Source organism: Acinetobacter sp. 22323 (genome assembly GCF_052044895.1).
GTDB classification, from domain to species: domain Bacteria; phylum Pseudomonadota; class Gammaproteobacteria; order Pseudomonadales; family Moraxellaceae; genus Acinetobacter; species Acinetobacter schindleri.
The window spans coordinates 68,574-84,284 of the sequence record NZ_JBQEOL010000005.1 but is presented as its reverse complement, the minus strand read 5'-3'; the positions used below and the strand labels follow the sequence as shown (position 1 = coordinate 84,284).

The window sequence follows — 15,711 nt, the reverse complement described above, 5'->3', positions numbered from 1 at the left end:
GGCTGAAAGGTCCAGTTACAAAGATTTATATAGGATATTCAGCCATGTCAAACCACAATGTTGCACTTCAATTTGAAGATGGCGTTACACGTTTTATTTCTGTTGCCCAAGGCGAGACCCTGTCTGATGCAGCTTACCGTCAAAAGATCAATATTCCTTTGGACTGCCGTGATGGTGCTTGTGGAACGTGTCGTGCGTTTTGTGAATCAGGTTCATTTGACATGCCTGAAGAAACTTATATTGAAGATGCATTAACCCCAGAAGAAGCAGCTGAAGGCTACATTCTTGCTTGCCAATGTAAACCGACCTCAGACGCCGTATTTCAGATCCAAGCTTCTTCGGAAGTATGTAAAACTGAAATTCACGCATTCCAGGGTACTTTGGCGCGTGTCGAAAACCTGTCTGACTCGACCATTACCTTTGATATTCAGTTAGATGAAGGTCAACCAGACATTCACTTCCTTGCTGGTCAATATGTGAACGTGGGTATTCCAGGTACAACTGAAACCCGTTCTTATTCATTCAGCTCTAAACCAGGCAACCGTTTAACCGGCTTTGTGGTACGTAACGTACCGAACGGTAAAATGAGTGAGTTCTTGAGTGCCAATGCCCAAGCTGGCGACAAGATGACCTTTACTGGTCCATTTGGTAGCTTCTACCTGCGCCCTGTGACCCGTCCAGTATTGATGCTGGCGGGTGGTACAGGTATTGCACCATTCATGTCGATGCTGCAAGTGCTGGAAGAAAAAGGTTCAGAACATCCAGTGCGTTTAGTATTTGGTGTGACCAATGATTTCGACTTGGTAGCGATTGAAAAACTGAATGAACTACAAGAAAAATTCTTATGGTTCGAATACCGTACAGTGGTTGCTAACCCGGAATCGGCACATGAGCGTAAAGGCTATGTGACCGGTCATATCGAAAACGAATGGCTGAATAGCGGCGACGTAGACATCTACCTATGTGGTCCAGTACCAATGGTAGAAGCGGTTCGCGGCTGGTTAGATGCTGAAGGCGTTAAACCTGCAAGCTTCCTGTTTGAAAAATTCTCTGCCAACTAATAGAGGGAATTTGTTCAATGTCTAACCGTCAAAGATTTGAAAATAAAGTTGTAATCGTGACCGGTGCCGCGCAAGGCATCGGTCGCGGTGTCGCGCTGCAAGTGGCGAGCGAAGACGCCCAAGTCGTCATGGCTGACCTTTCCCCTTATGTAGAAGAAGTTCTGGCTGAAATTGAAGCGACTGGCGGTGATGCGATTACGGTCAAAGCCAATCTGGAAACGTTTGCCGGTGCTCAATCAGTCGTTGAAAAAGCGCTAGAAACCTATGGCCGTGTCGATGTCCTGATCAACAACGTCGGTGGCGCGATCTGGATGAAACCTTTCGAAGAATTTTCTGAAGAGGAAATTATCAAGGAAGTGAACCGTTCATTGTTCCCGACACTGTGGTGCTGCCGCGCAGTTCTTCCGGAAATGATTAAAAATCAGAAAGGTACCATTGTAAACGTATCTTCTATTGCGACACGCGGCATTAACCGTGTGCCATATTCAGCATCCAAAGGTGGTGTGAACGGCCTGACCGCTTCCCTTGCATTTGAACATGCCAAAGACGGCATCCGTGTCAATGCAATCGCGACGGGTGGTACAGAAGCACCGCCACGTAAAGTACCGCGCAATGCCAATCCACTGACTGATTCTGAAAAAGAATGGATGCAGCAAGTGGTTGTTCAGACCATTGACCGTACTTTCATGGGACGCTACGGTACGATTCAGGAGCAAGTGAATGCGATTGTATTCTTGGCTTCGGATGAATCATCTTATATGACAGGTACAGTGGTACCGGTCGGTGGTGGTGATCAGGGCTAATCCTGATCATCACGATTTTTAACAGGCTCATGGTTCGACGCAAGGAGGCACATCACCAATGAACACCCTGTTTCAGACATTAAAAAATGATTGGTCAATTTCAGCAACTGTTGCAGGATTTTTAGCAGTGCTGATCTCCTATTCGGGGCCACTGATCATTTTTTTCCAGGCGGCACAGCAAGCTCAAGTTTCCCCGGACATGATGATTTCATGGATTTGGGGAATTTCTATTGGTGCTGCGCTAGCAGGTATCTTTTTATCCATTAAATACAAAATACCTGTCGTCACCGCCTGGTCTGCGCCCGGAACGGCTTTATTAGTCACGCTGTTTCCCGATATTTCGCTCAATGAAGCGGTTGCTGCCTATATCACCTCTGCTGTGGTGATTTTTTTCATTGGGATCACCGGTTATTTCGACAAATTGCTGTCCTGGATTCCTCAGGAAGTGGCTGCCGGGATGATGGCGGGGATTTTACTGCAGTTTGGTTTAGGGTTGTTTACCGCGACCGATACCATGCCCTATATCGTCTTTGGCATGCTGGCGGTATTTTTACTGGCCAAGCGTTTCAGTCCACGCTATGCCATGGTCTGGGTGCTGGTTGCTGGTGTGGTTTTAAGCATGCTCCTGGGCAAGATTAACCCGGTCACGGCAGATTTCAGTCTGGCGATTCCGCAATTTATTGCACCGGAATGGACCTGGAGTTCCACCCTGAATCTGGCCCTTCCCCTTATTCTGGTCAGTCTCTCTGGCCAGTTTTTACCGGGAATGGCGATTATCAAACTCAGTGGTTATGACATGCCAGCCAAGCCGATTATTAGTGCAACCAGTATTGCCTCGCTTGCAGTCGCCTGTGTGGGGGGTATTACCATCGTACTGGCCTCGATCACAGCTGCATTGTGTTTAGGCAAAGACGCACATGAGCTAAAAGAAAAGCGTTATATCGCCGGTGTGGCGAATGGGCTTTTTTATATTTTGGGCGGCTTATTTGCCGGCAGCATTGTCATGCTGTTTAGCCTGATGCCCAAAGAACTCATTGCAGCTTTGGCAGGACTGGCATTGCTCGGTGCGATTGCTACCAACATTTCCGTGGCCATGGGCAAAGAATCACAACGTGATGCAGCATTGATCACCTTTTTAGCGACTGCTTCCGGCATGCATTTCTTAGGACTGAGTTCAGTCTTTTGGGGAATTTGCATTGGCTTGGTCGCACATTTTCTGCTGTCACAGAAAAACCGTAACGCAGTTCCAGTTACAGCATCAGATTCAAAACGAGTTTAAAGACATCCATCAGTTTAGGATATGTAAGGACCAGATTATGATAGATAAAAGTTCATTATCATTGAAAGAAGCACTCTCCCAGATCAAGGACGGTTCTACCATTATGATCGGTGGTTTCGGTACAGCGGGTCAGCCTGCTGAACTGATTGATGGTCTGATCGAATTGGGTATTAAAAACCTGATTATTGTCAACAATAATGCCGGTAATGGCGATTACGGCCTGGCGAAACTGCTTAAAGCTGGCGCTGTCCGTAAAATCATTTGCTCTTTCCCGCGTCAGTCTGACTCGTGGGTATTTGACGAGTTATATCGTGCAGGCAAGATTGAACTGGAACTGGTGCCGCAAGGTAATCTGGCTTGCCGTATTCAGGCAGCAGGTATGGGCTTAGGTCCAATCTACACGCCTACCGGTTTTGGTACTTTGCTGGCTGAAGGCAAACCGACCATGAACTACGAAGGTAAAGACTACGTTTTAGAAAATCCAATTAAAGCTGACTTTGCTTTAATTAAAGCTTCTAAAGGCGACCGTTGGGGCAATCTGGTCTACCGTAAATCTGCGCGTAACTTCGGCCCAATCATGGCAATGGCAGCAGATGTGACCATTGCTCAAGTTTCTGAAGTGGTTGAACTGGGTGCACTGGATCCAGAGCACATCATCACCCCGGGAATTTTTGTTCAACACATTGTTCAAGTTAAGCCTGCACAATAATTGGCATCGGAGATAAATAATGAGCTATAGCAAACTGACCCGTGACCAGATCGCTGAACGTGTGGCACAAGATATTCCTGATGGCACTTATGTGAACTTGGGTATTGGTTTACCAACAAAGATTTCAAGCTATCTGCCAAGCGATAAAGACGTCTTCCTGCATTCTGAAAATGGCCTGTTGGCTTTCGGTCCTCCTCCTGCTGAAGAAGACCGCGATCCTGAACTGATTAATGCTGGTAAAGAATTCGTGACCTTACTTGAAGGCGGTTCTTTCTTCCATCATGGTGACTCTTTCGCAATGATGCGTGGCGGTCACTTAGACATCGCCGTACTGGGTGCTTTCCAGGTCGCTGAAAATGGTGACTTGGCGAATTGGCATACTGGTGCTCCAGATGCAATTCCTGCAGTCGGCGGTGCGATGGATCTGGCTGTGGGTGCAAAAAAAGTCTTTATTACCACAGATCACGTGACCAAAAAAGGCGAGCCAAAAATTGTGGCTGAACTGTCTTATCCTGCGACTGGATTGAAATGTGTCGACCGTATCTATACCGACCTGTGTGTGATTGATGTGACCAACGAAGGTATGAAAGTGATTGAGAAAGTCGAAGGTCTGTCATTTGAAGAATTGCAGTCATTGACTGGCGCCAAGTTGATTGATGCGACTCAAGGTTAAGACGCTTTAAAGAAATTTAAAATCCTCCTCATCCTCCTGAGCAAAACTTAAGCATTACTTTAAGTTGATGCGCAAGAAAGGGAGACTTTATATCGAAACTCAAAGCTTTTTGAGTCCGGGTAAGTCTCCCTCCTTTCAGGAGGGATTAAGGGAGGTAAAAGGATTAAATAAATGAAAAACGCATATATTATCGATGCTATCCGTACCCCATTCGGTCGTTATGCCGGTGGCCTCGCCCCTGTCCGTGCAGATGACTTAGGTGCTGTACCAATCAAAGCCTTGATGGAACGTAATCCATCGGTGAACTGGGAACAGGTCGATGACGTGATCTATGGCTGTGCCAACCAGGCTGGTGAAGACAACCGTAATGTCGGTCGTATGTCATCCCTGCTTGCAGGTGTGCCTTATCAAGTGCCGGCAACGACCGTGAACCGCCTGTGTGGTTCATCGATGGATGCAGTTGCGATGGCAGCACGGGCGATTAAAGCCGGTGAAGCCAATCTGATTATTGCCGGTGGTGTAGAAAGCATGTCGCGTGCTCCATTCGTGATGGGCAAGTCAGAAACGGCGTATGGCCGTAGCCAGAAGATTGAAGACACCACCATGGGCTGGCGTTTTATCAATCCGAAACTGAAAGAAATGTACGGTGTAGAAACCATGCCGCAAACGGCTGAAAATCTGGCGGAACAGTTCAACATCAACCGTGAAGATCAGGACAAGTTTGCCCTGACCAGCCAGCAACGTACCGCAGCAGCGCAGGCCAATGGTTTCTTTAAGAATGAAATCGTGCCTGTGGTGATTCCGCAGCGTAAAGGCGATGCGGTGGTTGTCGATACTGATGAACATCCACGTGCCTCTACCACAGCAGAAGCATTGGCAAAACTGAAACCAGTGGTGAAAGCAGACGGTACGGTAACGGCGGGTAATGCTTCTGGTATTAACGATGGTGCGGCTGCTCTTTTAATCGCATCTGATGAAGCGGTTGCTCAACACGGCTTAAAACCACGTGCCAAAATTATTGGCTCAACAGTTGTGGGTGTTGAACCACGTATTATGGGCTTTGGTCCAGCACCTGCCATCAAAAAGCTACTTGCTCAAACCGGCTTAACGCTAGAGCAAATGGATGTAATCGAACTGAATGAAGCTTTTGCTGCTCAAGCACTGGCATGTACCCGTGACTTGGGTATCGAAGAAGGTTCAGAGAAAGTTAATCCAAACGGTGGTGCAATTGCTTTGGGTCATCCACTCGGTGCATCTGGCGCACGTCTGGTGACGACTGCGCTCAACCAGCTGGAACAAACCGGTGGTCAATACGCTCTATGTTCAATGTGTATTGGTGTCGGTCAAGGCATTGCTTTGATTATTGAACGTGTTTAATTATTAAATGCTCTCTCGATCCTCCTTTCGTAAAGGAGGGATTGAGGGAAGATGAAGGATTTAAAAAATGCCAACATTTACATCGAATGATGCACAGATCAACTACCAGACCTTTGGTGATGCATCTAAGCCAGCCTTGATTTTTTCTAATTCACTGGGCACCAAATTCAGCATGTGGCAACCACAAATTGAATTTTTCCAGCAAGATTATTTTGTAGTGTGTTATGACACTCGCGGTCATGGGGCTTCATCTGCACCGCAAGGTCCGTATAGCCTTGATCAACTGGGTCAAGATGTTGTAAACCTACTTGATCATTTAAAAATTGAGAAAGCTGCGTTCTGTGGTATTTCAATGGGTGGTTTAACCGGTCAATGGTTAGCAATCAACAAGCCCGAACGTTTTAGCCACGTGATTATCTGCAATACTGCTGCCAAGATTGGTCAGGAACAGGCCTGGAATGACCGTGCCGCGCTGGTGCGTGAACAAGGTTTACAACCGATCGCATCGACAGCAGCATCACGCTGGTTTACCGATCCCTTTATCCAGAGCAACGCAGCGATAGTTGCAGAGCTTTCAAACGACCTTGGAGCTGGCAGCCCGGAAGGTTATGCGAGTTGCTGCGAAGCTTTGGCTAAGGCGGATTTACGCGAACAGATCAAAACCATTTCTGTGCCGGTACTGATTGTGGCTGGTCAGCAAGACCCTGTGACAACAGTTGCAGATGGTCAAGCCATGCAAGCTGAAATTGCACAAAGCCAGTTGTTTGAAATCAATGCCTCGCACATTTCCAGTGTGGAGCAACCGGAGGCCTTTAATCAGGCCGTTCAGAAATTTATTGCAGCTTGAACACTAGATGCAAAGAAAAAGCCACTGTTGATCAGTGGCTTTTTTTCTGGATCAAATTAAGTAAGAATTAAGCCCAAATCACTAAGATTGCTGCAATCACCACCAGCACCAGTCCCCAATGTTCAGCCTTGGCCAATTTATCTTTAAAGAAATACGCCGAGATCAGCATACTAAATAAAATCTCGATCTGCCCTAAGGTTTTCACCACCGGTACACTCATCATGCTCATGGCAGTAAACCAACCAAGGGATGCTGTGAAACTACAAAAGCCTACTTTCATAGTCAGTCCCATACGTTCACGCATAGCAACGAGTGTTTTACGGCTAAATAGGCTTAAATAAATGAGCATGCTGATGCATTGGAAGCCAATGACTAAAATTAATACCCAAGATGCACGGTGTAATACAGGCAAATTAGTTAGTTCTAGACTGGCTTCTCGAACTAAAAGGGACGTAATGGCAAAACAAAGCCCACTACCTACCCCGATCATCAACGTTTTAGCAGAAAGTCCACTCAGTTGGTTGTCTTTACTTAGTAAAAATACTGCATAACCGCCAATGAGTACGCCAATCCAGGCTAAGAACGATAAATGATCTGATAGAAAAGCCACGCCAATAATCGCGGCTAAGATAGCTTCACTTTTGGCTAAACCAACACCAATAGCATAATTTTTTTGTTTAAACAGTTGCACCATCAGTACAGTGGCAAGAATTTGGCTCACTCCTGCAATGAAAATATATATCCAATACTTTGCAGTAAAATGCACAGCTTCAATGACTGGGTAAAAATGGTACAGTAGTTGGATATATATAAATGCAAGTGGAAAACCAAACAAGAAACGCGCAAGCGTTACGCCCCAGACGTCAACAGTCGAACTCAGTTGTTTTTGAAATGCATTACGCCATGCCTGCATGAATGCAGCCATTAAGGTAAAGAAGATCCAACTGATTGCCATGTCTAATCTGCTGTTAGGTTAAAAGTGAAATAATTTTATGCCTTTGCAGATGAGATGACTAATTATAAATATGATCGGAATTGATAGCAGAAAGTTTGGATTACCTTCTAAATTCACTCACTAATTTGGCAAGTTGCTCCATTCCATCAAAAGTGGTGGGAATTTTATCGTCTGATGAAACTAATGGTGAGAAGATAATATTTTCAAATTTCTCAAAACCTGCTTTATTTTTAGTATGCAATTTTTCAGAGTCTTCTGCATAGTTATGAATAAACTGACAGAGTGCCATTCGAAGTTCGAGTTGCATCATTTGAGATTGAACTGAACGCACATGCTGCAATCCTACTCGAGTAAAATAAAACAGAAACAACATTAATGTCGTAATTGGTATTGCTAAAAACCACATTGATGCTAATTTAGCTTCGTAGCCTGTCAAAATTAAAATAATGATTGCAATAATTACAGCTAATGGCACACATACTAGGGTAGCTCCAAATTGCGAATAACCTTCTCTTCTTTCTTTTAACTCTAATTTTTTCTGTTCATAAAGCTCCTTAAAACCTTTATTTAATAAGACAAAATCATAAGTTTGCTTACTATGCTCAAGTTTATTTTCCAATTCTGAAACAATTTTTTGTTTATATTCAAAAGTTTCTTCCCATTTTTTTATCATTTCAAAAGTTGTTGTGTTGGTTTCGACAAAGCTTTTGAACTCTGAAAAATCTTTTTCCTCTAAAAAAATTCTGATTTCATTTAATCTCGTATCACTATATATCTCTTTGCAAATTCTGTATGGTAATTCATCTAAATAATCAAAGTATATTTTATATTTTTGATATTCTTCTTTTTTTAAATCATAAACTTTATCCTTAAACTTATTAAAAACTATATTTTCACTATATTCACCTAATCTAAAATATGCTTCTTGAAAATAAATAAAAACAATGATCGTAGTTACTTTCAATAGTTCTAAATCATTATTTTTATTATCAGCATATGCGTCGACTAAATTAAATAAATTCCATTTCTTAGTTTCATGTAAGTTATTTTCTAGTTGCTCTATGGATTCATTATTAAATACAAAATCAACTCTCAAAAGGTTTTGAGCCCAATCTTTAAGAATCGGATCAGATGATTCCATAGCTTTGCTAATTACTGCTTGGATACGATTGATTGCACTAGTAAAATCATTACTTTGTAAAGAAAATCCCACAATTGCCTCTTATTTTTATTTAAGTAAATAATTTAACTATAAATTAAAAGCCCCAATTTTTGGGGCTTTTTATATCAAAACAAGAAATACCTTTGCGCCATCGGCAATACTTCCGCGGGTTCACAAGTCAACAATTTCCCATCTGCCCGAACTTCATAAATCTCCGGGTCAACTTCCATCACAGGACAGTAAGTATTCAACTTCATATCTTTTTTCTGAATATCCCGTGTGCCTTTACACGGACTAATCAACTTTTTCAGACCGAGCTTTTCATGCACACATGCCTCTATCGCCACTTGCGATAAGAAGGTAATACAGGTGTTATGCACACCACGCGCATTGGCACCGAACATCGGACGATAATGCACAGGCTGAGGTGTTGGAATGGACGCGTTAATATCGCCCATTGGCGCAGCTGCAATCATCCCACCTTTAATAATCATCGACGGTTTAACGCCAAAAAATGCAGGTTTCCATAAGACTAAATCGGCAAGTTTACCTACTTCCACCGAACCAATTTCATGACTTAAACCGTGCGTGATGGCAGGGTTAATCGTATATTTGGCGATATAACGCTTTACACGATTATTATCATGTGTGGCATTGTCACCCTCCAAAGGTCCACGCTGCACTTTCATTTTATGTGCGGTTTGCCATGTGCGAATCACGACTTCACCGACACGCCCCATTGCTTGCGAGTCTGATGACATCATGGCAATTGCGCCCAAATCCTGCAAAATGTCTTCCGCTGCAATAGTTTCACGGCGAATACGACTTTCCGCAAATGCCACATCTTCAGAAATTGCAGGGTCTAAATGATGGCACACCATCAACATATCCAAATGCTCATCAATGGTGTTGATGGTATATGGACGGGTTGGGTTGGTCGAAGATGGCAATACGTTCGGCTGACCAATAGCTTTTAAAATATCAGGCGCATGTCCGCCACCAGCGCCTTCAGTATGGTAGGTATGAATGGTCCGGTTTTTAAATGCTGCCAAAGTTTCTTCTAGAAAGCCGCTTTCATTTAGTGTGTCTGTATGAATCGCCACCTGTACATCATACTGATCTGCGACGGTTAAGCAGTTATCAATAGCTGCAGGTGTTGAACCCCAATCTTCATGCAGTTTTAAACCGACCACACCCGCTTTAATTTGCTCGGCTATCGGTTCAGGTTGACTTAAATTACCTTTGCCCAATAAACCAATATTCATCGGTAAATCATCAATGGCTTGTAACATAGTCGAGATATGCCACGGCCCCGGTGTCACTGTGGTTGCTGATGTGCCTGCCGCAGGTCCTGTACCACCGCCAATCATGGTGGTCACACCTGACATCAATGCCGTTTCCACTTGTTGCGGGCAAATCCAGTGAATATGGGTATCCACACCGCCAGCAGTGAGAATCTGCCCCTCACCTGCAATGACTTCGGTTGCAGCACCCAATGGAATAGTAATATCAGGCTGAATATCAGGGTTGCCTGCTTTACCAATTTTCCAGATGCGGCCATTTTTCAAACCAACATCTGCTTTGACAATACCCCACCAATCGACAATTAGTGCATTGGTAATCACAGTATCAGCAACGTCATCGGCTAAAAGCTGAGATTGCCCCATTCCATCACGAATGACTTTACCACCACCAAATTTGACCTCTTCCCCATAGGTGGTGAGGTCTTGTTCCACTTCAATAAACAGTTCGGTGTCGGCTAAACGGACACGATCGCCAACCGTTGGACCAAACATTTCCGCATAAGCACGGCGTGACATTTTCATTTTATAAGTATTCCTTTAGTCCAACTTGCCCATGACCCGACCTGCAAAGCCATACACTTCGCGCTTACCGGCTAAAGCCACCAATTCAATATCACGGCTTTGTCCAGGCTCAAATCGAACGGCTGTTCCTGCTGCAATATTTAAGCGATAGCCATGGGCTTTTTCGCGGTCAAATTGCAAAGCATCATTAGCCTCGGCAAAGTGAAAATGTGAACCCACCTGAATCGGACGATCACCCGCATTAGCCACGGTCATCTTTAAAGTTTGTCTACCCACATTCATTTCAATATCAGTATCTGGCGTAAAAATTTCACCCGGAATCATATGACGCTCCTAGACAATCGGTTGATGCACAGTGACGAGCTTAGAGCCATCAGGAAAGGTCGCTTCAACCTGAACTTCGGCAATCATTTCAGGTATACCTTCCATGACATCATCACGGGTCAGTAAAGTCGTGCCGTAGTGCATCAACTCGCTCACACTCATGCCATCACGTGCACCTTCCAGTAAAGCAGCAGAAATAAAGGCAATGGCTTCCGGGTAATTTAATTTCAGCCCGCGTGCCTTACGGCGCTCTGCCACCAGTCCTGCAATAAAAATCAGCATTTTGTCCTTTTCAGTCGGATTTAGTTCCATGTCTATTTCCTATTTCTTCAATATTTTTAATGCAAAATGTGTGCACGTTATAGAAACCTCTCCCTAACCCTCTCCTTATAGGAGAGGGAAATTCACCTGTATGTAAAAACTCCTTCTCCCTTTGGGAGATGAGAAGCACTGCTTCACAAGGAGGGATTAATAAAATTGTCCTAAATCCATTTCTATAAATCTCCCCAATCTCTCTTTATGAAAGAGGGGCTTTTCTCCTCCCTTTTTAAAGGGTGAGTAGCACGGCTACGCAAGGAGGGATTACGTCCGCCAAATCCTCGGAAACTCTTCATCTAGTCCAAACCAGTAACGACGCAGTCGTGCACGAATCGCAGCAAATGCATCATGACACTGGCGCACGTCATCCCCGAGATAACGCGCCGTCAGCACATCATCCAGTAGTGTTAATGTCACCGGTACATCCATACGCATGAGGAGTTCACGAATCAGATCGATGTGCTCATCCAGATAAAAACTTGCACGATATTTTTCAGGCGGTACAGCCCATAGATTGCCCATCACAGCATGTCCATTCATACCCAGACAGGATTTTAGCCAGCGATCCTGTCCTGAGAATTTCAGCTGATCTGCGACCAATAGCTTTGCACCGCGATACAGTAAAAAACGGCTGCGATACCCGCCCTGCTCGAACTGCTCGTATCTTGCCTGACGGCCAATCACCAGCATGTCCCAACCAATAAAACTGGCAGTTTGATCTAAGTGAATGGTGGTGGACGCATGTGCATTGGCACCATCAAATAGCATGGTTTCCTGCGGCAGCCATTCAAAAATCCCTTTTTCTTCCACACGAATATCAATATGCTGATAGGCCTGTTTCAGATTAGTCTTGTACCATTTACCGGCACCTGGTGTGGTCACCAGTCCGTGCGCATTTGCTCCGACGCGCATATCGAAACTCAGATGATCTCCTCCGGCAATTCCGGCAGGTGGATGTACAATAATTGCATGACAGACTCCGGTTTTTTCAGGCCACAGCATTTTTTGCACACGAACCGGGCCCTCATGCTTGCGATGCTGCAGAATGGTTCGCCCATTACTGCAATCTGCCTCAAAACCCAGTTGCAAACGTGCAAACCAGAGTTTTGCTGCTGAGCCGTGTTCTGCTTCTACCACGCTATTCATTTCGTTGTGCACTTATCCTGACTAACTAACCTATGCCTTAAACAGACCTTGTTTTTCGATAAATTCAATAATTTGCTCAAGACCATCTTTGGTTTTCATATTGGAAAATAAAAATGGTTTCTCGCCACGCATACGTTTTGCGTCTTGATCCATAACATCCAAATTTGCCCCCACCATCGGTGCTAAGTCGGTTTTATTAATGATCAGTAAGTCCGATTTGGTAATACCCGGGCCACCTTTACGTGGAATCTTTTCACCACCAGCAACATCAATCACATATAAAGTCAGATCAGACAGCTCAGGACTAAAGGTTGCAGCCAGGTTATCTCCACCACTTTCAATAATGATCAGCTCCAGTCCATCAAACTTTTCACACAGGTCATCAATAGCTGCCAAGTTAATCGAGGCATCTTCGCGAATCGCAGTATGTGGACAGCCACCAGTTTCAACACCGACAATACGGTCAGGCGACATGGCTTCATTACGGGTCAGGAAGTTCGAATCTTCCTTGGTATAAATGTCATTGGTGACCACGGCCATGTTGTATTTATTTCGCAATACCTGACACAAATTCAGGGTTAAAGCAGTTTTACCTGAACCCACTGGGCCACCGATTCCAACGCGTAATGGACTACGTTCTGACATAATTTTTCCTTTAATTTTTAAGATCTAAATAAACGGGAATACTGATTTTCATGGCGCATGCTCAGCATGGCGTAATTCGGCAAAGCGCTACTCATCTCATCATCACTCAGGTTAATGGCACGCTCGATAAGTGCCGGAATTTCTCCATGCAGATGCCAAAGAATCCGCTGACCACTCATTTGCCCCAAAGGCACTGTTTTCACAGCGGCTAATACCTGATTTTCCAGAACAGCAAATGCATAAGCAGTCAGGACATCATCGACTTCTAAATGCAATTCGCCACACAACTGGGCATAGACTGGAACGTAGCCATACTGTTTTTTAACTTTTACTGGTCGCTTGAGTACATCGCGAATCCAGGCATTCAGCGAAAATGCCAGCTGCTGGGATTCTGCCAGTAATTCCTTACTTTCACGGCTTGCCCTGTAAATTTCAGCCCAATGCTGAAATATGATTTCATCGTCATAACTTTGCATTAAGCATTTTAAAATTGGCAGTTCGAACCGCAGCAATAGCATTTCCAACACTTCATTAAAGTAGGCAATGCTGGAAGCTTCGTCATGAATCAAGCCGGTATCAATCGCGCTTTCAACCCCTTGTGAATAGCAGTAAGCACCGACCGGTAGTGCCGTCGAAGACAGGGTTAGCAGGCTGAGTAGTTGCGAAGCCTTAATGTGCGACATGATGCAGTGACTTGATTGGGCTTAAACGGTGATCATGCTGGTGCTGTGCATAAGCGCCGCTCTCTGGTTCAAACGGATGTTGTACTGTATCTACATGTAAACCCAAACCTTCGACCATTTCAGCCAGCACATGATCCGGTTCAAAGTAGAGTGCCGTTGGTGTCAGCATCAGCGGCACATGACGGTTACCCAGGTGATAGGCTGCCTTCAAAAGATCAAATTCATGATCTGCGGTGACCTGCATCAAGGTTTCTGGCTTGGCATTAACACGCAGCAATTCACCACGATCGGTGGCGATGACTGAACCACTACGTAAAATCCCGGTACGTGGCAGGTCTGCACCAATATCGGTGCCATTTTTTAGCGTAGCGCGGAAACGGCTTTTTTGACGCGTATCAAAGCTAAGTTCAATGCTTTCAATATCAGTAGAGTGACTGGCATCTTCCAAACGTTGGGTAAAAATCTTCATCTTGGCCCTATATGCATCAATTTGATTCATCACGTTCCAAAGCGGAACAATTGATCAAAAAACAGAAAATATTGCATCAAAATAAAGCATTTATCGTGCCAAGATATTGGATTCAATTTTCTTACATAAAAATTACGAATGACATTTCACCTATCTTCAACTGCGGCTAAAATATAAGAGCAGCCAGCTGAGTTAAGAGTTTAGTTATTTTGATTCAAGTATCTGAATTATTTAGTTTTATTTAAATGAAATGATAGCAACTGGATTTAAGTAAAACTACTCGGGCTTAGCGGTTCCACGCTTTTCACGGAGTGAAAATGAAATATTTTGAATGTCCCAAATGTGAGCATCAGATCTTTTTTTATTCAACTGAATGCCATCACTGCAAATCTCCGATTGGTTATATCGCATCGGAAAAGGACATGTGCACTTTTGAAAAAATCAGTGAAGATGAATGGATTCCGCTGAAATCAGAATATCGTGCCACGCACTATAAGCCTTGCTATAACTATACCCATTATCAGGTCTGTAACTGGATGATTCCGGGCGATTGCGATGAGGATTACTGCGAGTCCTGTCAGCTGACCCATATTATTCCCAATCTGGATGATCCTGACGTTATTACCTACTGGCGGCGACTTGAAGAGGCCAAACGGCGCTTTTTATATCTTACTCAGCGCATGAATATGATGCCGCGTCCAAAACGTACAGATGATGATGTATTTGGTCTGCGTTTTCACTTTTTATTGCCTATGGATGGTAAGCCAGTGTTAACCGGACATGCCAATGGCCTGATCACCATGAATGCCATTGAAGCAGATGTGGTGTATCGGGAAACCACGCGTATTGATATGGGTGAAAATTATCGCACTCTTTTAGGTCACTTCCGCCATGAAAGTGGGCATTTTTATTTCAGTATCATGCAGCATCTTCATCCAGAACTAATTGAAGAATTTAGACTTTATTTTGGTGATGAACGTCAGCATTATGCCACTGCGTTGCAGCGCCATTATGAAGAAGGTGCGCCAGAAAATTGGCAAGAAAAATATATCAGCACCTATGCGACGGCACACCCATGGGAAGATTGGGCCGAAACCTGGGCGCATTATCTGCATATTATGGACACTCTGGAAACCGCTTTTTATGGTGGCCTGCGTGTTGATGGAAATGGTAAAACCTTGGCCAGCATGTCCTTTAATGAATGCCCGATTGGCGGCAAAGACATTGAACACATTCTGGATAACTGGATCACTTTAACGTTTAACCTGAACGCCCTGAATCGTAGCATGGGACTGGAAGATGCCTATCCGTTTACGCTTACCGAAGTTGTGAAAAACAAGCTGCGCTTTATTCATAGTCATGTACTGGACAAAGCATTTAAAGAAGCTGATTCAAAATTACCCAGTTAAATCGCTGCCCCGTCACGTCCTAAAA

General features: G+C 44.3%; 17 protein-coding genes. 8 read left to right on the top strand and 9 right to left on the bottom strand.

The features are described 5' to 3' along the window. Positions 1 to 44: 44 nt before the first annotated feature. The 7 genes from benC to pcaD all read left to right on the top strand — a co-directional run bounded on the left by benC (position 45) and on the right by pcaD (position 6,749). The gene (benC, locus tag ACTJIX_RS04965) at positions 45 to 1,061 is read left to right on the top strand and encodes a benzoate 1,2-dioxygenase electron transfer component BenC (protein WP_008307342.1); all 1,017 of its coding nucleotides are present in this window, start codon (positions 45 to 47) and stop codon (positions 1,059 to 1,061) included. 17 nt (positions 1,062 to 1,078) lie between these two features. After that, positions 1,079 to 1,864: a benzoate diol dehydrogenase BenD gene (benD, locus tag ACTJIX_RS04960; protein WP_262478334.1), complete on the top strand. Its 786-nt coding sequence runs from the start codon at positions 1,079 to 1,081 to the stop codon at positions 1,862 to 1,864. 58 nt (positions 1,865 to 1,922) lie between these two features. After that, a complete protein-coding gene (benE, locus tag ACTJIX_RS04955; RefSeq protein ID WP_004894958.1) occupies positions 1,923 to 3,143 on the top strand; it encodes a benzoate/H(+) symporter BenE in 1,221 nt (406 codons plus the stop codon). A gap of 37 nt (positions 3,144 to 3,180) precedes the next feature. Next, positions 3,181 to 3,852 carry a 3-oxoacid CoA-transferase subunit A gene (locus ACTJIX_RS04950; RefSeq protein WP_005222233.1) on the top strand — a complete coding sequence of 224 codons (672 nt, stop codon included), beginning with the start codon at positions 3,181 to 3,183 and terminating at the stop codon, positions 3,850 to 3,852. Positions 3,853 to 3,871: 19 nt separating this feature from the next. Further along, positions 3,872 to 4,525, top strand: a complete 654-nt coding sequence (locus ACTJIX_RS04945; RefSeq protein WP_262478332.1) for a 3-oxoacid CoA-transferase subunit B — start codon at positions 3,872 to 3,874, stop codon at positions 4,523 to 4,525. 171 nt (positions 4,526 to 4,696) lie between these two features. Then, the gene (pcaF, locus tag ACTJIX_RS04940) at positions 4,697 to 5,902 is read left to right on the top strand and encodes a 3-oxoadipyl-CoA thiolase (RefSeq protein ID WP_005222236.1); all 1,206 of its coding nucleotides are present in this window, start codon (positions 4,697 to 4,699) and stop codon (positions 5,900 to 5,902) included. Positions 5,903 to 5,969: 67 nt separating this feature from the next. Beyond that, positions 5,970 to 6,749: a 3-oxoadipate enol-lactonase gene (gene pcaD / locus ACTJIX_RS04935; RefSeq protein WP_005222239.1), complete on the top strand. Its 780-nt coding sequence runs from the start codon at positions 5,970 to 5,972 to the stop codon at positions 6,747 to 6,749. 67 nt (positions 6,750 to 6,816) lie between these two features. Here pcaD and ACTJIX_RS04930 read toward each other — a convergent pair whose 3' ends face one another. The 9 genes from ACTJIX_RS04930 to ureE form a co-directional block, all read right to left on the bottom strand. Continuing rightward, complete coding sequence (locus ACTJIX_RS04930) at positions 6,817 to 7,704, bottom strand: EamA family transporter (protein WP_440611235.1); 888 nt, start codon at positions 7,702 to 7,704, stop codon at positions 6,817 to 6,819. A gap of 100 nt (positions 7,705 to 7,804) precedes the next feature. Continuing rightward, the gene (locus tag ACTJIX_RS04925) at positions 7,805 to 8,917 is read right to left on the bottom strand and encodes a hypothetical protein (RefSeq protein WP_005222243.1); all 1,113 of its coding nucleotides are present in this window, start codon (positions 8,915 to 8,917) and stop codon (positions 7,805 to 7,807) included. A gap of 74 nt (positions 8,918 to 8,991) precedes the next feature. Then, a complete protein-coding gene (gene ureC, locus ACTJIX_RS04920; protein WP_262478331.1) occupies positions 8,992 to 10,692 on the bottom strand; it encodes an urease subunit alpha in 1,701 nt (566 codons plus the stop codon). Positions 10,693 to 10,707: 15 nt separating this feature from the next. Next, the gene (locus tag ACTJIX_RS04915) at positions 10,708 to 11,016 is read right to left on the bottom strand and encodes an urease subunit beta (protein WP_004809471.1); all 309 of its coding nucleotides are present in this window, start codon (positions 11,014 to 11,016) and stop codon (positions 10,708 to 10,710) included. A 9-nt stretch (positions 11,017 to 11,025) separates the two neighbouring features. Beyond that, positions 11,026 to 11,328, bottom strand: coding sequence for an urease subunit gamma (gene ureA, locus ACTJIX_RS04910; protein WP_005222257.1), 303 nt, complete (start codon positions 11,326 to 11,328; stop codon positions 11,026 to 11,028). Between the two features lie 270 nt (positions 11,329 to 11,598). Next, on the bottom strand, positions 11,599 to 12,480 hold the full coding sequence (locus ACTJIX_RS04905; RefSeq protein ID WP_005222259.1) for an urease accessory protein UreD: 882 nt from the start codon (positions 12,478 to 12,480) through the stop codon (positions 11,599 to 11,601). Positions 12,481 to 12,510: 30 nt separating this feature from the next. After that, positions 12,511 to 13,125 (bottom strand): urease accessory protein UreG, encoded by a 615-nt coding sequence (gene ureG, locus ACTJIX_RS04900; RefSeq protein WP_005222262.1) that lies wholly within the window; start codon positions 13,123 to 13,125, stop codon positions 12,511 to 12,513. Positions 13,126 to 13,142: 17 nt separating this feature from the next. Next, positions 13,143 to 13,808 carry an urease accessory protein UreF gene (locus tag ACTJIX_RS04895; protein ID WP_005222263.1) on the bottom strand — a complete coding sequence of 222 codons (666 nt, stop codon included), beginning with the start codon at positions 13,806 to 13,808 and terminating at the stop codon, positions 13,143 to 13,145. Next, positions 13,795 to 14,277, bottom strand: coding sequence for an urease accessory protein UreE (ureE, locus tag ACTJIX_RS04890; RefSeq protein WP_008307360.1), 483 nt, complete (start codon positions 14,275 to 14,277; stop codon positions 13,795 to 13,797). The genes ACTJIX_RS04895 and ureE overlap by 14 nt, the downstream gene beginning before the upstream one ends. A 317-nt stretch (positions 14,278 to 14,594) precedes the next feature. Here ureE and ACTJIX_RS04885 point away from each other — a divergent pair, with 317 nt between their 5' ends. Continuing rightward, positions 14,595 to 15,686: a zinc-binding metallopeptidase family protein gene (locus tag ACTJIX_RS04885; protein WP_005222265.1), complete on the top strand. Its 1,092-nt coding sequence runs from the start codon at positions 14,595 to 14,597 to the stop codon at positions 15,684 to 15,686. The last annotated feature ends 25 nt before the right edge of the window (positions 15,687 to 15,711 follow it).